Genomic DNA, 17,631 nt, shown 5'->3' with positions numbered 1-17,631 from the left:
TGAACCCGACGCGCACTCCGGTCAACCAGAGCCGCGCTCACGCGTTGTCGATGGTGACCCCGAGCGAGGAACCGTACCCTGTGCTGGTGAGCAGCCCCCTCCCCCCGACCGCTGATGCCGACGCCCTGCCGGCGTCGCTGGACGCGTTCCTGGCCAGCGTCGGCCCGCGCGCGTTCCGCTTCGCCGAGGCCGGGCTGCGCCAGCGCGAGGATGCGCTGGATGCGGTGCAGGACGCGCTGCTGCGCATGTTGGACTACGCCGACAAGCCGGCCGCCGAATGGGCGCCGCTGTTCTGGAGCATCCTGCGCCGGCGGGTGATCGACCTGCAGCGCCGGCGCCGCTTCCGCCTGCCGTTCTGGCGCGACAACCACGATGCCGACGGCGCCGACATCGACTGGGCCGACCCCGGCCCGGACCCGGCGCAGGCGCTTGAGCAGCGCCAACAGTACCAGCAGCTGGTGCAGGCCCTGCGCACCCTTCCCGCCCGCCAGCGCGAGGCCTTCACCCTGCGCGTGCTGCAGGACCTGGACGGGGCCACCACCGCCCGCGCCATGGGCTGCAGCGAAGGCGCGGTAAAAACCCATCTGGCACGCGCCCGGCAGGCGCTGCAGGATTACCTGGAGAACCACCCGTGAACCGCCCCCTGCCTTCCGATGACGCCCTGCGCAGCCTGCACGCGCAGTCACTGCAGTCGCTGTCGCCGGCCACGCTGATGCGGCTGCGCCAGGCCCGCCACGGCGCCCAGGCAGCACACGCCGACCGCTGGCGCTGGTGGCTGGCCAGCGCCTGCTCGCTGGTGATGGCGCTGGGTATCGGCGTGCAGTTCACTGGCCTGGGTACGCATTCCGGCCCGGCCCCGGCACCGACGGTGGCCGCGCTGGAAGACAACAGCGCGCTGTACGACGAGAATCCCGACATGTACCTGTGGCTGGGCGACACCGACCTGGCGATGGAGTGAGAACCATGCTGCGAAACCCCACACTACCCCTGCTGTTCGCCCTGATCCTGTTGCCGGCCGCGCCGCTGCTGGCACAGACGACCGCGCCTGCCGGCGCGCCGGGTGCGAGCGCCGCGCTACCGAACTGGGAACAGCTCAGCCCGGCCCAGCGCGAAGCACTGCTGGCCCCACTGCGTGACCGCTGGAACGGCGCCGATGCCGGACAGCGCCAGCGCATGCTCTCGCACGGCCAGCGCTGGCAGTCGATGAGCCCGGAAGAACGCGACAAGGCCCGCCGTGGCCTGCGCCGGTTCGAACACATGAGCCCGGAACAGCGTGAGCAGGCACGCGCGCTGTTCGGGCAGATGCGCACGCTGAGCCCGGCCCAGCGTGATGCGCTGCGCGAACGCTGGGCGGACATGACCCCGGAACAGCGCAAGGCATGGGTGCGCGACAACCCGCCGCCGGCAAAGCCGCGGTAAATGGGTAGCGCCGGGCCGTGCCCGGCGAGCGCAGCGGCACGCGGCAAATCCGCCGGGCATGGCCCGGCGCTACCGCTTCAGGCCTGCCAGCGGGTCTTTGCCAGCAGTTCGTCTTCCCAGTCGAAGTTCAGCTGGCCCTCGCGCACGAACAGGGCGACGAAGTTCAGCAGGTTGCGCGCATACATCTCGCTGGCCTGGGTGGCGCCACGGCTGGCCAGGTTCAGCGGGCCATCGATGGTCACACCCTGATGGTCGATGCACTGGCCCGGCTGGGTCAGCGCACAGTTGCCGCCACTCTCGGCGGCCAGGTCGACGATCACGCTGCCTACGGCCATGCCCTCGACCATGGCCGAGGTGACGATCGTCGGCGCGGGCCGTCCCGGCACCGCTGCGGTGCAGATCACCACATCCACGCCGCGCAGATGGTCGGCCAGGCGGCGCTGCTGCTCGGCGCGTTCCTCGTCGGTCAGCGCGCGCGCATAGCCGCCCTCGCCCGCCGCGCTCACGCCCAGATCGAGGAAGCGCGCGCCCAGCGACTGGATCTGTTCGCGGGTTTCCGGGCGCACGTCAAAGCCTTCCACCTGGGCGCCCAGGCGACGCACGGTGGCGATGGCCTGCAGGCCGGCCACGCCGGCACCGATCACCAGCACCTTGGCCGGACGCACGGTTCCGGCGGCGGTGGTCAGCATCGGGAAGAAGCGCGGTGCACGCTCGGCGGCGATCAGCGCAGCCTTGTAACCGGCCATGCCGGCCTGCGAGCTGAGCACGTCCATGGCCTGCGCACGGGTGGTGCGCGGCAGCTGCTGCAGCGGGAACAGCATCAGGCGGTCATCGCCGGCCAGTGCAGCCAGCGATGGGTCGCTTGCCGGGGTCAGCAGGCCGACCACGCTGGCACCGGGCTTGAGCTTGGCCAGCACGGTTGCCGGTGGTGCCTGTACGCACAGCAGGAGGTCGATCTCGTTCCAGCGGCCGGCGTCGAAGGCCCGCGCCCCGGCGTCGTCGTAGGCGGCGTCGGGGAAGCCCGCGGCCAGTCCGGCGCCGGCTTCGTACCAGACGGTGATGCCCAAGGCCCCAAGCTTGCGCGCCGTTTCCGGCGTCAGTGCCACGCGCCGTTCGCCCGGCGCGGTCTCCTTCATCCCCAGCAACGCCACGGCCATGCAGGTCCCCGCTGATCGGTGAGTTTTCCCGATCCTAGCAGGCAGCCACCCTCAGTGCAGGGTGGCGCTGCCCGGGTCCAGACGGTCGATCACGCCCTGCATGGCGCTGTCGAAGGCACCATCATCGACGTGGGCACGCAGGCGGCCCAGCCGCACCATCACCGCCAGTTCTTCCGGCGAGGCCACGCAGAAGCGCACGCCGCGGCGGTTGACGAACAGCAGCCGCGAGGAGATCGGGCTGACCCAGGACAGCTTGCCGGCCTGCACCTTGCCGTCCTTGTCGACGAAGTCCAGCCAGTTGCCGATCTCCATGCGGCGGAAGCGATCGGCATCGGCGTTGTCGAAATCATCGGTATCGACCTGCCCGCCCAGTTCCACGGCGCTGGTTTCGGGCAACGGTGCGGTCGGCAGCGCCACCTGCGGCAGCTCCGGCAGCGCGCGCTGCAGTTCCGGCCGCGATTCGGCAATGCCCTGCAGGGTGCCATGCAGGGCGTCGATGGCAGCCGACGCCGCGTCGCCATGCACGCCGACACTGGCGAACACTTTCGCCAGCACCGGTTGCCAGGCCTGCAGCCAGGGCTTGCCGACGATCTGCCGGCGCGCCTCGGCCACTTCTTCCAACAGACCATCGCCCAGGCCCAGGGCCTCGGCCACCGATGCGCCGTCCTCACCCTCGCGCAGCAGCGCCAGGGTCAGGTGGTGCTGCCAGGGCTGGCGCAGGAACTCGGCGATGGCCGGCGGCAGGGTGGCATCGCCGATGCGGCGGTCCAGTTCAGCGCCGGCACGGTTGCGGGCCATTTCCAGCTTTTCCTGGCCGCGCTGGGTTTCGGCGGCACGGCGCTCGGCAATTTCCACCCGGCGGCGGTGCTGCACGAGGAAATCGCGGAATTCTTCTTCCAGGGTCAGGAAGATCGCCAGGTTCTCGTTGAACTCGGCCACCAGGCGCTCGATGATCTCCTCGACCTTGGCCATCAGCATGCGCTCGGCCTGGCTTTCACCGGTATTGCCTTCGCAGGCCTCGGCCAGCGAATTGAGCAGCTTGCGGGCCGGATGGGTCTTCTGCACGAACATGCGGCGGTCGAGCATGGCGACCTTGACGAAGGGCACCACCAGGCGGCCGATCAGCTCGCGCGAGCGGCCTTCCAGTTCGCGCTCGTCCAGCATCACATCGAACAGCATGCCGACCAGGTCGATCGCATCCTCGTCCTGCGGGTCCAGCCGGGTCTGGCCGGGATCGACGCCCAGCCGGGTGGCGCTGGACAGCACTTCACTCTTCAGCCGCTGTGCCAGCGATTCACCGTCTTCACCGATGGCTGCACGCAGGGTCGCGCTGGGCGTGGCCTGCAGCAGCGACAGCACCGACATCATCTCGCGCTGGCTCAGCGGGCGATGCTGGCCCACTGCCACCTGCGCGGCCGAGGTGGCGTCTTCGCGGACGTGCCGTGTCTGCTGCAGCAGTTCGTGCAGCGCCTCCAGCAGCATGCCCTGCTGGCCCGGATAGGCCTCGGCGGGACCTGCGGGCGCACCGCCGGGCAGGCCCTCGTCACCGGCCAGATGCTGCATGTGGCCGCGACGCTCGGACCAGCGCGCGGCAAAACGCTGCGCCCAGGCCGGCGCGGCCTGTTCCTCGTCACTGAAATCGGTCTCGAAGCCCGACGCCGCACGCTGCGCGACCAGGTCGTCCAGCCCATGCGCGGCATGCGCCGCCGGAGCTGTGGCCAGCGGTCGCCGCGAGGCGCCCATCTGCGGCATCACGCCGGCCGCAGCCAGCTGCTCGTCCAGCTTCTCGTAGATGCGTCCCACCGGCGCGCGCATGTCGCGCTCGCACAGCTTGATCAGCACCAGATGGACTTCCGGTGCCAGCTCGCAGCCGGCGAAGGCGTGGTGGATGGCCACGCCCAGGTGTTCAGGGCTGACCGGGTCCAGGTCGGCATCCAGTTCAATGCCGCCCGCGAGCCAGCCCAGGCGACGGTCCAGGCGGGCCAGCACGGGCTTGAAATCGCGCAGCAGCACGGTAGCGAAGTTGCGCACCGCCAGCCGCGATTCCAGCACGTGCTCGGGAATCAGGCTCAGGCCTTCCTCGGCAGGCCCGGACAGCGTGGCCTCGGCTGACAGCGGCACACCCGCAGCCATCGCAGCCCAGGCCTGGTCGAGATGGGCGGCGAAGGCCGCGGCGATCTCGTCGCGGCGCCGGCGCAGCTCGCGCATGGCATCCAGGAACAGCAACTGCGATGAACCGGCATTGCCGGCACGGTCGAACAGGGCGTCGTCAAACCGCGCCAGCGCCGCGCCAAAGGCCTGGCACAGTGCGGGCAGGACGACGTCCCGCGCAAGCTGGAGCTGGGCCGGGTCACGTCCCGGCGATCCCATCGGAGTGGGCGCGCTCATCATTCGGGAAGGCTCCCCACCTTCACTGGTACGGCAGACGTCATGGATGATGCGACGGCCGGTACACCCCATGTACCGGTGCGTCGATGGTAGGCCGGCCAGCCTGTCACGGACAGTGAAACAGTCCTCACTTCAAACCTCACGACCGGCGGCCCGGCAAGACGGATATCCTAAGCCGTGCGGGGCCTGCGAGGCGAGTGGGAGTGATCGCCGGATGCCCGGCAGTGGCATGACGTTCATCACAGTTTGTTATTGAAAGGGCAGACACGGCGCAGACAGCGCCATCAACCGCCCCGACTATAATCTTCAGCCCGTGATGACCGGTTCAGACTCCATGCCTGCCCCCGCTGCCCTGCTCGCCCTCGATGCCCGCCGTTCGGTGCCCTCGCGGCAGCTGGGCGAACCCGGCCCGGACCCGGCCACCCTGCTGCGCATGCTGCAGTCGGCCGTGCGCGTGCCCGACCACGGCAAGCGCGTGCCGTTCCGCTTCCTGAAGATCGCCGGCGATGCGCGTCACACTCTGGGTGATTTCCTGGTAGAACGCAGCCGCCAGCGCGATCCACACGCCGGCGAGGCGGTGTTCGAGAAGGACCGCCAGCGCTTCAACCACGCCCCCGTGGTGATCGTGGTGGTGGCCAGCCCACGCCCGGACGCCAAGGTGCCCGAGCAGGAGCAGCTGATGACTGCTGGCTGCGTCTGCTTTGCCCTGCTGCAGGCCGCCCAGGCGCTGGGCTTCGGTGCGCAGTGGCTGACCGCGTGGATGGCCTTCGACCCGGCCGTGCATGCCCACCTGGGCCTGGCCGAGGGCGAAGGCATCGCCGGTTTCATCCACATCGGTACGCCGAAGGCCGAGGTGCCCGAACGCGAGCGCCCCGACGCCGCAGCTTTGCTGCAGGACTGGACCGGCCAGTGAGCGCGGTCATTCCCGTGGCGATTCCGCCGCCGCTGTACCTCGTCGACGCCAGCATCTACGTGTTCCGCGCCTGGCATTCGCTGCCGGATGAGTTCCAGGACAGCCAGGGCTGGCCAACCAACGCCGTGCACGGGTTCGCCCGCTTCCTGCTGGACCTGCTCGAGCGCGAGCGTCCGCAGCACATCGCCATCGCCTTCGACGAGGCGCTGGACAGTGGTTTCCGCCACCGTCTGTACCCGGCCTACAAGGCCAACCGCGACCCCGCCCCGGAAGCGCTGAAACGCCAGTTCGTGCACTGCAAGGCGCTGTGCGCGGCGCTGGGCCTGGTGGTGCTGGCGCACCATGACTATGAGGCCGACGACCTGATCGGCAGCGCCCTGAACCAGCACCGGCGCAGCCATCGCGGCGTGATCATTTCCGCCGACAAGGACCTGTCGCAGCTGCTGCTGGACCACGACGAGCAGTGGGACTACGCACGCAACCAGCGCTGGGACGTGGCCGGGGTGAAGGCGCGGCACGGCGTGCACGCGCACCAGATCGCCGATTACCTGGCGCTGTGCGGCGATGCGGTGGACAACATTCCCGGGGTCAGCGGCGTGGGCGCCAAATCGGCCGCGGTGCTGCTGGCCCACTTCGGCAGCCTGGATGTGTTGTACGAACGCCTGGACGAAGTGCCCTTCCTGCGCCTGCGCGGTGCCGCGCAGATGGCCGTGCGCCTGCGCGAGCAGCGCGAACACGCACAGTTGTGGCGGCAACTGACCACCATCGCGCTGGATGCGCCGCTGGAAGGCAGCCAACCCGGCCTGCTGCGGCAGGCGGCCGACCCGGAACTGCTGGGCGGCCTGTGCCAGGTGCTGCGCTTCGGCCCGATGACCCGCCGGCGCCTGTTCAGCGCTGCCGGCCTGTCCGACCCTTCCCCCATCTCCAGCGAGCCCGCATGAGCCAGAGAAACACCGAAGCCCCGCGCGTCGTCTACGAAGGCAGGTACCAGCGCATGGTCGTGCGCGGCACCTGGGAGTACAGCGAACGCACCCACGCCGGCGGCCTTGCGGCGATCATCATTGCCGTCACCCCCGAGGACAAGGTGCTGTTCGTCGAACAGTTCCGCGTGCCGTTGCAGTCAGCCACCATCGAGATGCCAGCGGGCCTGGTCGGTGACATCACGGCGGGCGAGTCGATCGAAGTATCGGCCGTGCGCGAGCTTGAGGAAGAAACAGGCTGGACCGCCGAGCACGCCGAAGTACTGATGATCGGCCCGACCTCCTCCGGCGCCAGCAGCGAACAGATCGCCTTCGTCCGCGCCACCGGCCTGCGCCGCATCGGCGAAGGCGGCGGCGATGACAGCGAAGACATCACCGTGCACGAGATTCCGCGCGCGCAGGCCGCTGCCTGGCTGGTGCAGAAGATGGGCGAAGGCTATGCGCTGGACGCCAAACTCTGGGCCGGCCTGTGGATGATCGAGCACCACCTGGATGGGCGCCCGCGTGGCTGACGCCGACCTGCACGTCGCGCCGGCCCTGCTCGGTGCCGACGACCCGGCCATCTACACGGTCCACCGCGCGCAGGGGGCTTCGCCTTACGTGCTGCTGGCCGACCATGCCGGCCAGCAGGTGCCGCACGCACTGGCCGGGCTGGGCCTGCCGCAGGCCGAGCTGGACCGCCATATCGGCTGGGACATCGGCATTGCCGGCACCACCCGCGCGCTGGCCGGGCTGCTGGATGCCTGGGCCATTGAACAGACCTATTCGCGGCTGCTGATCGACTGCAACCGCCCGCTGGCCTCGCCCACGCTGATTCCGGAAGCAAGCGACCACACCGTGGTGCCGGGCAATGCAGGGCTGTCGGCCGCGCAGCGGCAGCAGCGCATCGAGGCCATCCACGCGCCTTATCACGCGCGCATCGATGCCGAACTGGACGCGCGCCGCGATGCCGGCCGCCCGACCCTGCTGGTGATGATGCACAGCTTCACCCCGGTGATGAACCACACGCCGCGGCCGTGGCACGCCGGCGTGCTGTACCACCAGGACACGCGCTTCGCCCATGCGCTGCTGCAGGCACTGCGCGACGAAGGCGACCTGGTCGTGGGCGACAACGAACCGTATTCGGTGAGCAGCACCAGCGATTACGCGGTGCCGGTGCATGGCGAAGGTCGTGGCCTGGTGCATGTGGAGCTGGAGATCCGCCAGGATCTGATTGCCGATGTGGCCGGGCAGCAGGCCTGGGCCGAGCGGCTGGCGCGGATCTTCAGCGCGTTGCAGCCGGGGTTGCTGGCGGCGGGGTGACCCTCATCCACGCATGGCGTGGATCTACTGCCGGGGTGGCGGCCATCCACGCGTGTCGTGGATCTACTCGCGATACCCCAGTAGATCCACGCCATGCGTGGAGGGTGTTGTTCAACGCAATACCGGCGCGTCCATCCACGGGAACGGCTTGAAACCGTGCACCTGCACGGTCGCGCCGATGGCTTCGAACTGATCCTTGATGGCCTGCGCGCGGTTGCGATCCAAAGCTTCGCCCAGGGACAGCGGCAACGCACGGCAGCGCGCCAGCGCTTCACCCACCGTCACCTCGTGCAGGTGCGCCACACGCTGTGCAGTCACCTTCAACTGATCGTCTGCGCAGGCCAGCAGCTGCAGATCGAACGAAGCAAAGATGCCTGCGCCAACACCGGCATCACGCGCCGCCGCCCGATCTGCAGCGGTCGCCTCACCCAGCGCCTCGTCGATGCCTTCGACCTGCTGGAACGCGTCGTACTCGTGGTAATGCACCAGCGCCTGCGCGTACTCGGCCAGGGTGGACAGGGGACGCTGCCGCTTCTGTACCTCGAGCACGTCGGCGAAGGTCGCCGGTTCGAGGTAGCTAGACAGCCCCAGCGCGCGCGCATCGGCCGGCACCTCACTGTCATCGTCGAAGGCGGTTTCCTCGTCGGGTGGCAACCAGAAGCGTGCCTGCAGCAGGTCACCGTCGGTGGCATGCACCCAGCCGAAGGATTGATACACCGCATGGTCGTCGTTGCAGGCAGCGAACGCGTGCAGGGTCTGTTGCAGGTCGAGCAGTTCGATCATGCGTTGTTGGCCTGGCCGTCGAGGGAACCGCAGTCTACCGGTGCCCGGCGCAGGCCCAGCGCGATGACCACGCCGAACAGGGCGAACAGCGCGGCACCGTACTCAGCACGTACCAGCCCGGCCAGCGCGCTCGGTGAGCCTGCTGCACCGGCGCCGGCATTGGCCACCATCACCAGCACCGCCAGGCCCAGCGCGCCGCCGATCTGCTGCGCGGTGGCCGCCATGCCCGAGGCCACGCCCTGCTGCGCCGCCGGCACGCCTTGCCCGGCCACGATCCACATCGCGGTCCAGGTCATGCCTTGGCCGATGCTCAGCAGCACCACGCCCGGCAGCAACGGCCAGAAGTTCGAACCCTGCGGCAGGGTGACCGCCACCCAGGCAATGCCGACGGCACCGGCCAGCTGGCCGAGCACCAGCACCTTGCGTGCGCTCCAGCGCTTCAGCGCCCACTCGGCCAGCTGGATGCCGACCGTGCACACCGCCGTGGCCGGCAGGAATGCGAGGCCGGCCTGCAGCGGGCTCCAGCCATAGCCATCCTGGAAATACAGCGCCATGAAGTAGTACTGCACGCCGTAGCTGCTCATGAAGGCGAAGGTGAGACCGAGCGCGGCACGCAGGCCGGGCAGGCGCAGCAGCGCGAACTGCATCAGCGGGTCGCGGCTGCGCTGTTCGATCTGCACGAAGGCCACCAGCAGCAGCGCCGACAGCAGCAGGCAGCCCAGCGTGGCCGGCGCGGTCCAGCCCCATTCCGGTCCCTGCACCAGGGTGGTCACCAGCAGGCTGCCACCGAGGGTGACGGTGATGCAGCCGGCCAGATCGAACGAGCGCCCCTGCGCGCGCGGGCCATCGGCCGGCAGCCATGCACCGGCGGCGACGGCGCAGGCGGTGGCCAGCGGCACGATCACCGCCAGCACGGCCGGCCAGCCGAACGCCTGGGTCAGCACGCCACCGAGCAGGGTGCCCAAAGCCAGGCCGACCGCGCTGGCCATGCTCCAGATCGCCAGCGCGCGGTTGCGCACCGGGCCTTCGGCATACAGCGTGTTGATCAGCGCCAGCGTCGCCGGGAACAGCAGCGCCGCGCCGATGCCCTGCGCGGCGCGCGCGATGATCAGCAGCGTGGCGTTCGGCGCCAGCGCGCCGAGCAGCGAGGCCAGCGCGAACAGCAGCATGCCCAGCCGGTAGAAGCGACGGCGGCCGATCAGGTCGGCGGCGCGCCCGCCCAGCAGCAGGCTGCCACCGAAGGCCACGGTGTAGGCGCTGACCACCCACTGCAGCTGCTGCGCGTTGATCTGCAGCGCGCGGCCCATGTCATGCAGGGCGACGAAGATGATGGTGGCGTCCAGAGCGATGATCAGCTGGGCGGTGGCCAGCAGGGTCAGCGCCCAGCGGGGGTACTTGAGAGGGGGCATCGGCAGCGGTGGTTCAGTGGGGGAACGCAGTCTCATTGATGAGATGAGATCAATAAACCCCCGCCCATCCATATCTGTCATGATTTTCGGCATGAATGGATCTTCGTTGGACCTCAATGCCGTACGCATGCTGGTGCAGGTGGCCGAGGCGCGCGGCTTCACCGTTGCTGCCGGGCAGCTGGGCCTGAGCCAGTCCGGGCTGTCACGCGCGATCAGCCGGCTGGAGGCCTCGCTGGGGGTGAAGCTGCTGCAGCGGAACACCCGCAACGTGGCGCTGACCCCAGATGGCCGCCAGTTTGTCGACCAGGTGTCGCCGCTGCTGTGCGGCTTCGAAGATGCCGAGCGCCAGCTGGCCGACCGCCCCTGCACGCCGTCGGGCACGCTGAAGATCAGTGCGCCGTCGATGTTCGGGCGCAAGGTGCTGGTGCCGCTGCTGGGGCCTCTGCTGCAACAGCATCCCCAGCTGCAGGTGGAGGCCGTGCTGAGCGACCGCCTGGTGGATCTGGTTGAAGAGGGGTTCGACGCGGCGCTGCGTACCGGCGTCATTGCCGACCAGCGCATCGTTGCGCGGCCATTGCGGCCGCTGCGCTGGGTGACCGTAGCCAGTCCGGCCTATCTGGCCCGCTGCGGCACGCCGACGGACATCGCCGCGCTGCAGGATCACGCCTGCCTGGCGGTACGCAACCTGCGCAGCGGGCGGGTGGTCGACTGGCAGTTCCTGCAGGACGGCCAGCTGCGCGATGTCACGCCGCCGACGCGGATGGTGTTCGACAGCGGCGATCCGCTGGTGGAGGCAGCCATTGCCGGCATCGGCATCGTGCAGGTGATGGATTTCGCCGTGGCCGACGCCTTGGCCGACGGCCGCCTGCAGCGCGTGCTGCAGCCCATTGAAGGCCGCAGCCGCGAGCTGTCGCTGATCTACCCGCCCTCGCGCCAGCACTCACCGAAACTGCAGGTGCTGGCCGACGCGCTGCTGGCCGGGCACTGGTAGATCCACGCCATGCGTGGATGAGGATCCAGAGCAGGAGCAGCCAGGCGTGGCCTGGCTCTACTGATCAGTGCACCGTACCCGTTCTGGAGCAGAGCCCCCTTGTTGTTGAAGGGGGCGCGCCGACAGGCGCGGGGATAAGGTGGAATGCGTGGATGGTTTTGCCTCAGGCAAAACTATCGGTGGCGCGCACCAGCGCGTCCACGTTCTCCGCTTCGAATGCCGAATGGCCCGAGGCCGGGGTGATCTCGAGCTTGGCCTTCGGCCAGACCTTGGTCAGGTCCCAGGCATTGGCCAGCGGGCAGACCACATCGTAGCGGCCGTGCACGATCACGCCCGGAATATCGGCGATGCGGTGCGCGTCGCGCAGCAGCTGGTCTTCCACCTCGAAGAAACCGCCGTTGACGAAGTAATGGTTCTCGATGCGTGCGAAGGCCAGGGCGAAATGCGGGTCTTCGTGGCTGTTGATGAAGTCATCATCGACGTGCAGGAAGCTGGTCGCACCTTCCCACACCGCCCAGGCCTTGGCCGCTTCCAGCCGCGTGGTTTCGTCTTCGCTGGTCAGGCGGCGGTGGAAGGCCGAGATCAGGTCGTGGCGCTCCACCGCCGGGATCGGCTTCAGGTAGTGCTCCCACGCATCCGGGAACAGGCGGTTGGCGCCTTCCTGGTAGAACCATTCCAGCTCCCAGCGGCGCAGCATGAAGATGCCGCGGAGGACCAGCTCGGTCACGCGCTGCGGATGGGTTTCGGCGTAGGCCAGGGCCAGGGTCGAACCCCAGCTGCCGCCGAACACCTGCCAGCGGTCCACCTTCAGGTGCTCGCGCAGCTTCTCGATATCGGCAACGAGATCCCAGGTGGTGTTGTCCACCAGGTCGGCGTGCGGGGTGGAACGACCGGCGCCACGCTGGTCGAACAGGATGATGCGGTACTTCGACGGGTCGTGGAACTGGCGCATCTTGTCGCTGCAGCCGCCGCCCGGACCACCGTGCAGCATCACCACCGGCTTGCCGTCCGGGTTGCCGCACTGTTCGAAATACAGCGTGTGGCGGTCGTCGACCTTCAGGGTGCCGACGTCGTAGGGGGTGATGGCGGGATACAGCGTACGCATGCTTGCAGCTCCAGGGTGATGCCCTGCCAAGGCAGGAGAACCTCCATTCTAGGCCGGGCGCTGGCCCAGGGTGATGCGGTCGCGCTGCTCCAGGTCCTGCGCGGTCTGCACCTGTGCAAAACCAGCCGCTTCGAACAGCGCGCGGATCGCCCCGCCCTGGTCCCAGCCGTGCTCGATCAGCAGCCAGCCGCCGGGCAGCAGGTGCGCCTGGCCACCGGCGACGATGCGGCGGATGTCATCCAGTCCATCCGCGCCGGACGCGAGCGCCGTGGCCGGTTCGAAACGCAGGTCACCCTGCTGCAGGTGCGGGTCATCGCTGGCGATATACGGCGGGTTGCTGGCGATCAGATCGAAGCGCTGGGCCTGCAGCGGCGCGTACCAGTCGTGCCCGCCTTCGGCGAAGCGCACGTTGCCCAGTTCATGGCGGGCGGCATTGCGCGCGGCCATCGCCAGCGCGCCGGGGCTGGCGTCAGTGGCCAGCACCTGGGCCTGCGGGCGCTCGCTGGCCAGGGCCAGCGCGATGGCGCCGCTGCCGGTGCCGAGATCGGCCACCAGCAGGTCGCGATCGGCCGGCAGGCGCTCCAGCGCCAGTTCCACCAGCAGCTCGGTTTCCGGGCGCGGAATCAGGGTGGACGGGTCGACGTCCAGGTCCAGCGTCCAGAAGCCACGGCGGCCGGTCAGGTAAGCCACCGGTTCGCCGGCCGCGCGGCGGGCCAGCAGGGCCTCGAACGTGGCCAGATCGGCGGCCGGCAGGGGATCGGTGGCATGGGCGAACAGCCAGCTGCGCGGCCGGTCCAGCACGTGCAGCAGCAGCAGTTCGGCCTCGTGGCGGGCGTCGATGCCGGCGAGGCGGGCAGTGCCGTCGGCTACGGCCTGGCGCAGGGAGGGTTCGGATTGGGTGGACATCCGGCAATTGTAGAGTCGAGCCATGCTCGACTGCTCCGGCAGGGCAGAGCCAAGCAGTCGAGCACGGCTCGACTCTACAAAAACCGGAATTCGTTCAGGTTCGGCGGGGCGGCATAAGGAGGGGCTATCGGCCCATCTTCACGGCCCTCCACGGTTTCCCTTTTCATACAACCACTTGCAGGCTGGCAATGACCGGATTCATGGCAGGCTCATCGCATTTCAATAGACTACATCTATCAAATAGATGAAATCAATGCATTGTTCTTATCGCCGATGAATCGGTAACCTAGCTCCTGTCGATTCACCCACTCCCCTTCACCCAGAGGAAAAACGATGTCCCTCATCAACACCCAGATCCAGCCGTTCGAAGCCAACGCCTACCACAACGGCGAGTTCATCAAGGTTTCCGATGCCAGCCTGAAGGGCCAGTGGTCCGTCCTGATCTTCATGCCGGCCGCCTTCACCTTCAACTGCCCGACCGAGATCGAAGACGCCGCCGAGCATTACGCCGAGTTCAAGAAGGCCGGTGCCGAGGTCTACATCGTCACCACCGACACCCACTTCTCGCACAAGGTGTGGCACGAAACCTCGCCGGCCGTCGGCAAGGCCCAGTTCCCGCTGGTCGGCGACCCGACCCACAAGCTGACCCGCGCCTTCGGCGTGCACATTGAAGAAGAAGGCCTGGCCCTGCGCGGCACCTTCATCATCAACCCGGAGGGCGTGATCAAGACCCTGGAGATCCATTCCAACGAGATCGCCCGTGACGTCTCCGAGACCCTGCGCAAGCTGAAGGCTGCCCAGTTCACCGCCGCCAACCCGAACCAGGTCTGCCCGGCCAAGTGGAAGGAAGGCGAGAAGACCCTGACCCCGTCGCTGGACCTGGTCGGCAAGATCTAAAGCAGCACCGGCCTGCCGCGGCCCCACGCCGCGGTGCGCCCCTCATCCCCGTGCCGGCCCCACGCCGGCGTGGGGGTGAACCCAAGACAGCCGCGCCCGCATCGCCCCTTCCACAGGTCCGCGCTGCCCTCTTGGGTTCACCCCTACCCCCTCGCTGGTCCGCTACCTTTTGCAGCGGTGCCACGCCCCGTGTTTGCCTGAAGCCAGGAGAAGACCATGTTGGACGCCAACCTGCAGTCGCAGCTGAAGACCTATCTGGAGCGCGTGACCCGCCCGATCCAGATCACCGCGCACGCCGATGACGGTGCCAAGTCGCAGGAAATGCTGGAACTGCTGCAGACCCTGGAAAGCCTGTCGGACAGGATCTCGCTGCAGGTCCTGCGCGACGGCCAGGGCCGCGTGCCGTCCTTCGACCTGGGCACCCCGGGCCAGGACATCCACCTGACCTTCGCCGGCCTGCCGATGGGCCACGAGTTCACTTCGCTGGTGCTGGCCCTGCTGCAGGTCGGCGGCCACCCGTCCAAGGCCACCGCCGAGCTGATCGAGCAGGTGCAGAACCTGGAAGGCGAGTACCGGTTTGAAACCTATTTCTCGCTGTCCTGCCAGAACTGCCCGGACGTGGTGCAGGCGCTGAACCTGGCCGCCGTGCTCAACCCGCGCATCCAGCACGTGGCCATCGACGGTGCGCTGTTCCAGGATGAAGTGGAGAAGCGCGAGATCATGTCCGTGCCCACCGTGTACCTCAACGGTGAAGTGTTCGACCAGGGCCGCATGACCTTGGAACAGATCGTGGCCAAGCTGGACACCAACGCCGGCAAGCGCGATGCCGAGAAGATCGCCGCCAAGGACGCCTTCGACGTGCTGGTGGTGGGCGGCGGCCCGGCCGGTGCCGCAGCGGCCATCTACGCCGCGCGCAAGGGCATCCGCACCGGCATCGCCGCCGAGCGTTTCGGCGGCCAGGTGCTGGACACGATGGCCATCGAGAACTTCATTTCGGTGAAGGAGACCGAGGGTCCGAAGCTGGCCACCGCGCTGGAACAGCATGTGCGCGAGTACGAGGTGGACATCATGGACCTGCAGCGCGCCACTGCGCTGGTGCCGGCCGGCGAAGACGGCCTGGTGCAGGTGCAGCTGGAAAACGGCGCGGTGCTGAAGTCGCGCTCGGTCATCCTGTCCACCGGCGCGCGCTGGCGGCAGATGAACGTGCCGGGCGAAGACCAGTACCGCAACAAGGGCGTGGCCTACTGCCCGCACTGCGACGGCCCGCTGTTCAAGGGCAAGCGCGTGGCGGTGATCGGCGGTGGCAACTCCGGCGTGGAAGCGGCCATCGACCTGGCCGGCATCGTGTCGCATGTAACGCTGCTGGAATTCGATTCCAGCCTGCGTGCCGATGAAGTGCTGCAGAAGAAGCTGCGCAGCCTGGGCAACGTGACCGTGCTGACCAGTGCGCAGACCACCGAAGTGCTGGGCGACGGCAGCCGGGTCACCGGCCTGGTCTACAAGGACCGCGTCGGCGGCGATGCCCACCGGGTCGAACTGGAAGGCATCTTCGTGCAGATCGGCCTGCTGCCCAACACCGAATGGCTGAAGGACACCGTGGCGCTGTCGCCGCGTGGCGAGATCGTCATCGATGACCGCGGGCAGACCAACCTGCCGGGCGTGTTCGCCGCAGGCGATTGCACCACGGTACCCTACAAGCAGATCATCATCGCCATGGGCGCCGGTTCCACTGCGGCACTGAGTGCCTTCGACCACCTGATCCGTTCGTCCGTGAGCAAGGGCAGCGGCGCGGTGGCCGAGGCGGCCTGATCATTCGTTCCCAGGGTATCGGGGGCACCATTGCCGGTCCGTTACCCCTGGGGTCTTACGATGAACCTTCGCGATCTGAAATACCTGGTGGCCCTGGCCGATCACAAGCACTTCGGCCGGGCCGCCGCCTCCTGTTTCGTCAGCCAGCCCACGTTGTCCACCCAGATCCGCAAGCTGGAAGAGGAGCTGGGCGTCCCGTTGGTGGAACGCGCACCGCGCAAGGTGATGCTGACCCCGGCCGGTCAGGAAGCGGCGATGCGGGCACGGGTGATCGTGTCGGAGGTGGAACAGCTGAAGGAAGCGGCGCGACGCAGCCGCGACCCGGAAGCCGGCACGGTGCGCCTGGGGATCTTCCCGACCTTGGGCCCGTACCTGCTGCCGCACGTCATTCCGCGCATCCGCGACCGCTTCCCCGAACTGGAACTGCTGCTGGTCGAGGAAAAGAGCGATGTGCTGCTGGAGCGCCTGCGCGAAGGCAAGCTGGACGCCGCGCTGCTGGCGCTGCCGGTGATCGACGACCAACTGCATGCCGAATTCCTGTTCGAGGAACCCTTCCTGCTGGCCGTGTCCGGCCGCCACCCACTGGCCCGTCGCGATCATCTGGATGTGCAGGAGCTGGCCACGCAGAAGCTGCTGCTGCTGGAAGACGGCCACTGCCTGCGTGACCAGGCGCTGGAAGTGTGCCGCCTGTTCGGCGCCAACGAGAAATCCGAATTCCGCGCCACCAGCCTCGAAACGCTGCGGCAGATGGTCGCCGCCGACGTCGGCATCACCCTGCTGCCGAGCCTGTCGGTGCAGCCGCCGGTGCCGCGCTCGAACAACATCCGCCTGCTCGATTTCACCGGCGAAGGTCGCCCCAGCAGGCGCATCGCCATGGTCTGGCGGCGCAGCTCGGCCATGCATGGCTTCCTGCTGGAGCTGGCCGACCAGTTCAAGCGTTTGCCGCAGGCCCTGTTCACCCTCGATGCCGAGGGCGTGCCGGCCGGCGAAGCACCGGCCCTGTCCGGCCCGCTGCTGAACGGCTGAGCCGGTGGCGCCGGCCCGCCGCCAGGACGGGAGTCGATTCCGGCCGCATTTGTCCCCACAATACAGTCAGGCGGCGCCAGGTGGTGCCGCCTTTTGCATGGCTTTCAATCAAGGAGCACCACCATGAACACCGCCAGCGGCCTGCCGCCATCCATCACTGTCTCTACGTTCGACATGGACCGCCTCGAGGCCATGCTCGACTCGCCCGCGCTGAGCCAGACGCCTGCCGCGCTCGCGCTAGCCGAGGAACTCAACCGGGCCACCGTGCTGGCGCCGGACCAGATTCCCGAAGGCATCGTCATGATGCATTCGCGCGTGGAGTGCGAAGATGAAGTGTCGGGCGAGAAGCACGTCCTGACCCTGGTCTTCCCCCGCGAAGCCAATGTCGATGAAGGCAAGGTTTCCGTGCTGGCCCCGGTCGGCAGTGCCCTGCTTGGCCTGGCCATCGGCCAGAGCATCGACTGGAACGCGCCCGGCGGCCGCAAGCTGCGCCTGCGCGTGACCGCGGTCCACAACGACCGCCCCTGACACCCGCTGCGCACCGCG

General features: G+C 68.4%; 18 protein-coding genes. 12 read left to right on the top strand and 6 right to left on the bottom strand.

The window, feature by feature from the left end:
- The first annotated feature begins 50 nt into the window (after positions 1-50).
- The 3 genes from VER16_RS03970 to VER16_RS03960 are packed head-to-tail and all read left to right on the top strand — an operon-like array spanning position 51 to position 1,419.
- Positions 51-635, top strand: a complete 585-nt coding sequence (locus VER16_RS03970) for an RNA polymerase sigma factor (protein WP_324805562.1) — start codon at positions 51-53, stop codon at positions 633-635.
- Positions 632-958 (top strand): hypothetical protein, encoded by a 327-nt coding sequence (locus VER16_RS03965; protein ID WP_324805561.1) that lies wholly within the window; start codon positions 632-634, stop codon positions 956-958. The genes VER16_RS03970 and VER16_RS03965 overlap by 4 nt, the downstream gene beginning before the upstream one ends.
- Before the next feature lie 5 nt (positions 959-963).
- Positions 964-1,419 carry a DUF3106 domain-containing protein gene (locus tag VER16_RS03960; RefSeq protein ID WP_324805560.1) on the top strand — a complete coding sequence of 152 codons (456 nt, stop codon included), beginning with the start codon at positions 964-966 and terminating at the stop codon, positions 1,417-1,419.
- A gap of 77 nt (positions 1,420-1,496) precedes the next feature.
- On the opposite strand, the gene VER16_RS03955 is transcribed toward VER16_RS03960, so the two are convergent.
- A complete protein-coding gene (locus VER16_RS03955) occupies positions 1,497-2,576 on the bottom strand; it encodes an NAD(P) transhydrogenase subunit alpha (protein ID WP_324805559.1) in 1,080 nt (359 codons plus the stop codon).
- Positions 2,577-2,627: 51 nt separating this feature from the next.
- Positions 2,628-4,967, bottom strand: a complete 2,340-nt coding sequence (locus tag VER16_RS03950; protein WP_324805558.1) for a DUF1631 domain-containing protein — start codon at positions 4,965-4,967, stop codon at positions 2,628-2,630.
- A 331-nt stretch (positions 4,968-5,298) separates the two neighbouring features.
- Here VER16_RS03950 and VER16_RS03945 point away from each other — a divergent pair, with 331 nt between their 5' ends.
- From VER16_RS03945 to VER16_RS03930, 4 genes are read left to right on the top strand one after another with little or no spacing between them, the layout of a single operon-like run.
- Positions 5,299-5,877 carry a nitroreductase gene (locus VER16_RS03945; protein WP_324805557.1) on the top strand — a complete coding sequence of 193 codons (579 nt, stop codon included), beginning with the start codon at positions 5,299-5,301 and terminating at the stop codon, positions 5,875-5,877.
- The gene (locus tag VER16_RS03940; RefSeq protein ID WP_324805556.1) at positions 5,874-6,818 is read left to right on the top strand and encodes a 5'-3' exonuclease; all 945 of its coding nucleotides are present in this window, start codon (positions 5,874-5,876) and stop codon (positions 6,816-6,818) included. Before VER16_RS03945 ends, VER16_RS03940 begins: the two co-directional genes overlap by 4 nt.
- Positions 6,815-7,369 carry an NUDIX hydrolase gene (locus tag VER16_RS03935; protein ID WP_324805555.1) on the top strand — a complete coding sequence of 185 codons (555 nt, stop codon included), beginning with the start codon at positions 6,815-6,817 and terminating at the stop codon, positions 7,367-7,369. The genes VER16_RS03940 and VER16_RS03935 overlap by 4 nt, the downstream gene beginning before the upstream one ends.
- Positions 7,362-8,159 (top strand): N-formylglutamate amidohydrolase, encoded by a 798-nt coding sequence (locus tag VER16_RS03930; protein WP_324805554.1) that lies wholly within the window; start codon positions 7,362-7,364, stop codon positions 8,157-8,159. Before VER16_RS03935 ends, VER16_RS03930 begins: the two co-directional genes overlap by 8 nt.
- Positions 8,160-8,270: 111 nt before the next feature.
- Here the strand turns inward: VER16_RS03930 and VER16_RS03925 are convergent, their stop codons facing one another.
- Positions 8,271-8,942: a DUF7716 domain-containing protein gene (locus VER16_RS03925; protein WP_324805553.1), complete on the bottom strand. Its 672-nt coding sequence runs from the start codon at positions 8,940-8,942 to the stop codon at positions 8,271-8,273.
- Positions 8,939-10,351 carry an MFS transporter gene (locus VER16_RS03920; RefSeq protein ID WP_324805552.1) on the bottom strand — a complete coding sequence of 471 codons (1,413 nt, stop codon included), beginning with the start codon at positions 10,349-10,351 and terminating at the stop codon, positions 8,939-8,941. The genes VER16_RS03925 and VER16_RS03920 overlap by 4 nt, the downstream gene beginning before the upstream one ends.
- A gap of 91 nt (positions 10,352-10,442) precedes the next feature.
- Here VER16_RS03920 and VER16_RS03915 point away from each other — a divergent pair, with 91 nt between their 5' ends.
- Positions 10,443-11,342, top strand: a complete 900-nt coding sequence (locus VER16_RS03915) for a LysR family transcriptional regulator (RefSeq protein ID WP_324805551.1) — start codon at positions 10,443-10,445, stop codon at positions 11,340-11,342.
- A 163-nt stretch (positions 11,343-11,505) separates the two neighbouring features.
- Here the strand turns inward: VER16_RS03915 and pip are convergent, their stop codons facing one another.
- Together pip and prmC are read right to left on the bottom strand one after the other, a co-directional pair.
- Positions 11,506-12,447, bottom strand: coding sequence for a prolyl aminopeptidase (pip, locus tag VER16_RS03910; RefSeq protein ID WP_313439906.1), 942 nt, complete (start codon positions 12,445-12,447; stop codon positions 11,506-11,508).
- Between the two features lie 48 nt (positions 12,448-12,495).
- Positions 12,496-13,353, bottom strand: coding sequence for a peptide chain release factor N(5)-glutamine methyltransferase (gene prmC, locus VER16_RS03905; RefSeq protein WP_324805550.1), 858 nt, complete (start codon positions 13,351-13,353; stop codon positions 12,496-12,498).
- 333 nt (positions 13,354-13,686) lie between these two features.
- Between prmC and ahpC the strand changes: the two genes are divergently transcribed.
- From ahpC to rnk, 4 genes are all read left to right on the top strand, one after another.
- Positions 13,687-14,250 (top strand): alkyl hydroperoxide reductase subunit C, encoded by a 564-nt coding sequence (gene ahpC / locus VER16_RS03900; protein ID WP_079220707.1) that lies wholly within the window; start codon positions 13,687-13,689, stop codon positions 14,248-14,250.
- 216 nt (positions 14,251-14,466) lie between these two features.
- Positions 14,467-16,059, top strand: a complete 1,593-nt coding sequence (gene ahpF / locus VER16_RS03895; RefSeq protein ID WP_324805549.1) for an alkyl hydroperoxide reductase subunit F — start codon at positions 14,467-14,469, stop codon at positions 16,057-16,059.
- 60 nt (positions 16,060-16,119) lie between these two features.
- A complete protein-coding gene (locus VER16_RS03890) occupies positions 16,120-17,085 on the top strand; it encodes a LysR substrate-binding domain-containing protein (RefSeq protein ID WP_324805548.1) in 966 nt (321 codons plus the stop codon).
- A gap of 123 nt (positions 17,086-17,208) precedes the next feature.
- On the top strand, positions 17,209-17,613 hold the full coding sequence (gene rnk / locus VER16_RS03885; RefSeq protein WP_004154317.1) for a nucleoside diphosphate kinase regulator: 405 nt from the start codon (positions 17,209-17,211) through the stop codon (positions 17,611-17,613).
- Positions 17,614-17,631 lie beyond the last annotated feature (18 nt).

This window comes from Stenotrophomonas sp. (assembly GCF_035634915.1).
Classification (GTDB): Bacteria; Pseudomonadota; Gammaproteobacteria; order Xanthomonadales; family Xanthomonadaceae; genus Stenotrophomonas.
The sequence above is the reverse complement of the archived record's forward strand: the minus strand, read 5'-3'. Positions and strand labels throughout refer to the sequence as shown.

Excerpts from the sequence above, each read along its gene's own strand:
- rnk (WP_004154317.1), top strand. The coding sequence starts at position 17,209 with ATGAACACCGCCAGCGGCCTGCCGCCATCCATCACTGTCTCTACGTTC.
- VER16_RS03945 (WP_324805557.1), top strand. The coding sequence starts at position 5,299 with ATGCCTGCCCCCGCTGCCCTGCTCGCCCTCGATGCCCGCCGTTCGGTG.
- pip (WP_313439906.1), bottom strand. The coding sequence starts at position 12,447 with ATGCGTACGCTGTATCCCGCCATCACCCCCTACGACGTCGGCACCCTG.
- ahpC (WP_079220707.1), top strand. The coding sequence starts at position 13,687 with ATGTCCCTCATCAACACCCAGATCCAGCCGTTCGAAGCCAACGCCTAC.
- VER16_RS03890 (WP_324805548.1), top strand. The coding sequence starts at position 16,120 with ATGAACCTTCGCGATCTGAAATACCTGGTGGCCCTGGCCGATCACAAG.
- VER16_RS03955 (WP_324805559.1), bottom strand. The coding sequence starts at position 2,576 with ATGGCCGTGGCGTTGCTGGGGATGAAGGAGACCGCGCCGGGCGAACGG.
- prmC (WP_324805550.1), bottom strand. The coding sequence starts at position 13,353 with ATGTCCACCCAATCCGAACCCTCCCTGCGCCAGGCCGTAGCCGACGGC.
- VER16_RS03970 (WP_324805562.1), top strand. The coding sequence starts at position 51 with ATGGTGACCCCGAGCGAGGAACCGTACCCTGTGCTGGTGAGCAGCCCC.
- VER16_RS03950 (WP_324805558.1), bottom strand. The coding sequence starts at position 4,967 with ATGATGAGCGCGCCCACTCCGATGGGATCGCCGGGACGTGACCCGGCC.
- VER16_RS03925 (WP_324805553.1), bottom strand. The coding sequence starts at position 8,942 with ATGATCGAACTGCTCGACCTGCAACAGACCCTGCACGCGTTCGCTGCC.
- ahpF (WP_324805549.1), top strand. The coding sequence starts at position 14,467 with ATGTTGGACGCCAACCTGCAGTCGCAGCTGAAGACCTATCTGGAGCGC.
- VER16_RS03960 (WP_324805560.1), top strand. The coding sequence starts at position 964 with ATGCTGCGAAACCCCACACTACCCCTGCTGTTCGCCCTGATCCTGTTG.
- VER16_RS03920 (WP_324805552.1), bottom strand. The coding sequence starts at position 10,351 with ATGCCCCCTCTCAAGTACCCCCGCTGGGCGCTGACCCTGCTGGCCACC.
- VER16_RS03935 (WP_324805555.1), top strand. The coding sequence starts at position 6,815 with ATGAGCCAGAGAAACACCGAAGCCCCGCGCGTCGTCTACGAAGGCAGG.
- VER16_RS03915 (WP_324805551.1), top strand. The coding sequence starts at position 10,443 with ATGAATGGATCTTCGTTGGACCTCAATGCCGTACGCATGCTGGTGCAG.